Annotated in this window: 5 protein-coding genes; all 5 read left to right on the forward strand. The window is 50.2% G+C overall.

Annotation, left to right across the window (positions count from 1 at the left end):
• Nucleotides 1-219 (forward strand): hypothetical protein (locus tag EBR25_13515; protein ID NBW42000.1); only part of this gene is annotated, 219 nt, incomplete at its 5' end.
• Nucleotides 220-348: 129 nt separating this feature from the next.
• Nucleotides 349-711: a hypothetical protein gene (locus EBR25_13520; protein ID NBW42001.1), complete on the forward strand. Its 363-nt coding sequence runs from the start codon at nucleotides 349-351 to the stop codon at nucleotides 709-711.
• Between the two features lie 131 nt (nucleotides 712-842).
• The gene (locus EBR25_13525) at nucleotides 843-1,145 is read left to right on the forward strand and encodes a hypothetical protein (protein NBW42002.1); all 303 of its coding nucleotides are present in this window, start codon (nucleotides 843-845) and stop codon (nucleotides 1,143-1,145) included.
• Nucleotides 1,136-1,453 carry a hypothetical protein gene (locus EBR25_13530; protein NBW42003.1) on the forward strand — a complete coding sequence of 106 codons (318 nt, stop codon included), beginning with the start codon at nucleotides 1,136-1,138 and terminating at the stop codon, nucleotides 1,451-1,453. The genes EBR25_13525 and EBR25_13530 overlap by 10 nt, the downstream gene beginning before the upstream one ends.
• A gap of 238 nt (nucleotides 1,454-1,691) precedes the next feature.
• A partial coding sequence (locus tag EBR25_13535; GenBank protein ID NBW42004.1) for a hypothetical protein occupies nucleotides 1,692-1,980 on the forward strand: 289 nt, incomplete at its 3' end.

Raw genomic sequence — 1,980 nt, forward strand, 5'->3', positions numbered from 1 at the left:
GCTATCTCGAGTGAGTTTTTCCAAAAAAGAGGTGAACATATGAGCGAACGGCAGCACTCTTATCAATTCTACACTCAAAACGACTCATTTTACAAGCAAAAAAGCGCTCAAAAGATCATCGACGAGCTCAAATCGGGCATAAAACGAGCTCTTTTTGGTCTGTCGGAGGTCGATTGGCAAGAGCTCGGGTACTGCTGCGCGCGGAGGAATGAGACTTGAATGAAGGGCGTCCCCGGGGAAATGCCGCAAAACTTTTAAAGTGTGCGTGTAAAGAGCACGGCAGGTGTGGTATAATAGTAGAGTAACACAAGATGAACTTGTGAGGCTTGCAACAAAGGAGCAACAACCATGTCAGACGACAACAAGAAAGATGACGAGCCTTACCGTACGCCGATAGAGCGCGATGCACTTCGCGTCATGCGTGGACATATACGCGGCGCGCAACGGATTCGAATTGCACATTACACTGATCATGCCGCTCGCATCATAGAGGAGTGTCAAGCATTTCGCGCTACGGTGAAGGAGGAAGAGAAAGAGCTCTTGTCGACGGTGGATGAGGATGAGAAGATATGTGACGCGTTCTTGGAGTTGGTCTTGCGGAATGCAGAGTTTGATAATGAGAATAGCATGGCGTTGAACTTAGTAGAGGTGGGTATACAGGCGATGATCGAGCGCTTTGGTCACATCGTTTTACCGGACGTGGAACGTTAGGGCGCGAGGTACTTCGCGCCGTGCGTGAGTGCGCGCGCAGGTGAGCTCGGTGCATCGCTCTCCCACCGGTATCCCCTCCACCAACCCTTGCAGTGAGAGCTCTTGTAAACATATATGATAGATGAACGAGGATGAACATGGAACGTACTTATGACTTATACTTGATGGATTGTATAGCTGCACCCGGAGGTGGGGCGTACACTACTTCGCGCCGTGCGCGTACACTCACTGCGCGTACGATACGTGACGCGGCTGAGGCGTGTCGGCAGAATATTGAGGAGAATGACAGGCATTTGGCAGAGCATTGGCCTGATGTTTGGCAGAGTGTAGAGAATGGTGTGGCGTCGTCATGGCGGTTGGTGAGTGAGACGGGAAGGGAGCAGGTGAGCACTTTCCCTGATGAGGAGGGGTCGTGTGGGAGCCAATGGAGTTGAGGAAGGTGGCGGTCTTGAGGAAGGCAGATCCGAAGAAGGGGCAGTCGCAGAGAGGGATGAGTGATGCTGTCGTGATAGCTGACATCGCTGAGAGAGCGGCAGGTGGGTATGATAGGGTGATTGATGGGTCACCGGAGATCTATGCACGGTGGGTGATAGATGATTGGTATGCGGGAGACTATTGTCCGGAGTATATGAAGGAGCCGCATTATCGGTGGGTGTTGCGCGAGTACTCGTTCAAGATAGCTGACGAGATTGTGAAGTGGATCTCGCGATGGGAGAAGGTGATAGTAGAGCATGAGGTGTGACGTTGTTATCGCGCGCGTATAGGGTGAGCTTTATATAGGTCTGCAGGGGGTCGGAAACTCAAGGGTACAAATAGCTGCTATGAATGTTGGGCAGCAGGGAAGGGTTGAGTTTTATTGAAAAGTAGTTTCCGGCCCCGGGGAGAGTGAATAAAAAGTGGAGTAAAGCGCATGCAAAAAGCGCTCATATTATGGTACAATAAAGGCACCAACCCCAATCGCTTTTAAGGAGCACCACAATATGTCATTAGCAAACCTTTTCCTAGTTCGTTTCCCAACTGTCCTATCTTATCTCAATGGATGTGCATTCAATGAGTTCGATCCCAATGATGTGATGTCCGGATGTATTGACGGCATCAAGGCGACCATCGAAGACTATAAGGCTGAAAACTGGGTCTTCTCATTTGAACGTCCCGATGGTATCGAAGATTCAATTCAGGACTTACGCGATCTTCTCGAGTGGATCGATAACAACAGAGAAGAAGCTGAGGAGCAAGGTCGACAATGGTATCGAGAAGAGAAGGCTGAGG

The sequence above is a fragment of the bacterium genome (assembly GCA_009926305.1).
Lineage (GTDB): Bacteria > Bdellovibrionota_C > UBA2361 > UBA2361 > RFPC01 > RFPC01.